Annotated in this window: 2 protein-coding genes; both read left to right on the forward strand. The window is 58.3% G+C overall.

The window, feature by feature from the left end; translation table 11 throughout:
* The first annotated feature begins 183 nt into the window (after window positions 1–183).
* Window positions 184–965 (forward strand): IS5 family transposase gene (locus ACRESJ_RS27130; RefSeq protein ID WP_431760606.1). Its coding sequence is split into 2 segments (ribosomal slippage): window positions 184–511 and window positions 511–965, totalling 783 coding nucleotides; the frame shifts between segments, so codons are not numbered across the junction.
* A gap of 5 nt (window positions 966–970) precedes the next feature.
* Window positions 971–2,293, forward strand: coding sequence for a YeaH/YhbH family protein (locus tag ACRESJ_RS27135; RefSeq protein WP_431760607.1), 1,323 nt, complete (start codon window positions 971–973; stop codon window positions 2,291–2,293).
* Window positions 2,294–2,452 lie beyond the last annotated feature (159 nt).

A 2,452-nucleotide genomic window follows, 5' to 3' on the forward strand; every position in this document is an offset into this window, starting at 1 on the left:
CCCACGGGCGGGGCAATTCCGGCCGAATATCCAGTTGCGCATGGTATTGCATAACCGGATCAGGCGGTTCGGTGCTTAACGCCACCACTGTGCACAAGAAAGGGCGGCTCCTAGGAGCTGTTGACAAAGTTGATTCCCAAGCGGCGCGAACGCTGATTCAACGCTGTCTTTTGGGAGACGGCAATGGTTCGCGGGTTGATGACGGACAGGGAATGGAAGTTTTTCGAACCCTTCGTGGTTGCAACGGGCGGCAAGCGCGGGCGACCTCCGGTCGATCACCGGCTGGTGCTCGACGGGGTGTTCTGGATCGCTCGGACGGGCGCGCAATGGCGCGACTTGCATGAGCATTTCGGCAAATGGTCTTCCGTTTACCGGCAGTTCCGGCGCTGGACGCTCTCAGGCGTTTGGGAACTGATGCTGGAGGCGCTCAATGACGGCGGCGGCGGATTGAACAGCGTACAGATGATCGATTCCACCATCATCCGGGCGCACCATCAGGCGGCCGGCGCTAAAGGGGGACTCAAAATCAGGGTTTTGGGCGCTCAAAGGGTGGCTTTACGACAAAAGTTCATCTCAGAACCAATGGTGAAGGGCTCCCGGTCGCGACGGAAATCACCGGCGGCGAAGTCTCGGACTACAAAGGCTACGACCTCGTGATGGACGCTGAAGGGCCGGAACCCAAAGTGCTGATCGCCGACAAGGGCTACGACGCAGATCGCATTCGCGAAGATATGGAAGAGCGGGGCGGCGTCGCCATTATCCCGATGCGCAGCGGTCGCAAAATCCAAGTCGCAATCGACAGCCACATCTACGCGCTGCGAAACCGCGTCGAGCGCTGCTTCAACAAGCTGAAAAACTCCCGGCGCGTCGCAACGAGGTATGATAAAACCGCAGACAGCTACACAGGCTTCCTGCACATCGCGTCAATCCGTCTATGGATCAATTACTTTGTCAACAGGACCTAGTCCCTATGAACCATTACAACTTCATCGACCGGCGCAAGAACCCGAAAGGCAAGTCGCTCGGCAACCGTCAGCGGTTCCTGAAACGCGCGCGCGCGCAAATTAAAGAGGCGGTGAACAAGAGCTTGCGCGAGCGTTCGCTGAAGGAGCTCGACAAGGGCGAGAAGATCACGATCCCCTCAAGCTCGACGCGCGAGCCACGCTTTCGGTTAAGCCCAGATACGGGCGTCAATCGCCGCGTCCACACCGGCACTAAGGAATTCGGCGCCGGCGACAAGATCAAGAAGCCGCCAAAGGCGAGCGGCAAAGGGCAAGGAAAGGATGCCTCCGATTCCGGCGAGGCGGAGGACTCCTTCCAGTTCACGCTGACGCAGGACGAATTTCTCGACATCTTTTTTGAAGACCTTGAGCTGCCGAACCTCGTCAAGCGCTCGCTGAAGGAGATAAAGTCGAAAGCCTACAAGCGCGCCGGGCTGACCGTCGCCGGCTCGCCGACCAATCTCAATTTGATCCGCACCATGCGGAACGCGCATGGCCGGCGCCTCGCGCTGCACCGCCCCTCGACGCGCGAGATGAACGAATTGAAAGAGCGCCTTTTCGCTCTGGAGCGCGTCGCGGACCCTTCGGAGAGCGAAGTCGAGGAGAAGAAAGCGCTGATCGCGCGCCTCGAAGAAATGGAGGCGCGCCGCCGCTGGGCGCCGTTCATCGACCCGCTCGACGTGCGCTACAACGCGCATGAGCCGGTCCCGGTGCAGACGACGACGGCAGTGATGTTCTGCCTGATGGATGTTTCCGGCTCGATGGGCGAGCGCGAGAAAGACCTCGCGAAGCGCTTTTACATGCTGCTCTATCTGTTTTTGAAACGCCGCTATGAGCGTGTCGAAGTCGTCTTCATCCGCCACACCCATCACGCCGAGGAGGTCGACGAGGAGACGTTCTTCTATTCGCGCCAGTCGGGCGGCACGGTCGTCTCGACCGCGCTCGAAAAAATGCTGGAAGTGCAGAGGGACCGCTTTCCCGCCAGCGAGTGGAACATTTATGTGGCGCAGGCCTCCGACGGCTACACCCAGTCGGGCGACGCGAAGCGCTGCGTTGAAATTCTCAACGAAGACGTGATGCCGATCAGTCAGTACTACGCCTATATTGAAATCCTCGACGAGCGCGAACTGGAGGTCTTTTCGGACAAGGACTCAGGCGCCGAACTCTGGCGCGCCTATCGCACCTTCGCGCCGAAATGGAAGACCTTCGCACAAACAAGGATCGCCAAACCGTCGGATATTTTCCCCGTGTTCCGCGAACTCTTCGCAAAGGGCGAGAGGGAGGCGGCGTGAACGAGGTCCACATCTTATTGCTTCTTGTCTCCTCAGCAGCAGCAATAACGGTCGCCAGCTTCGCGATTTTCGCGATCTATCATCAAATTCAAATTTCTACTTATCGCTGGTTTCACGAACATATTGCGCGATCAGTTTTTTGGGCATTCATATTTTTCC

This window comes from Pseudomonas sp., from assembly GCF_050739655.1.
GTDB lineage: Bacteria > Pseudomonadota > Gammaproteobacteria > Pseudomonadales > Pseudomonadaceae > Aquipseudomonas.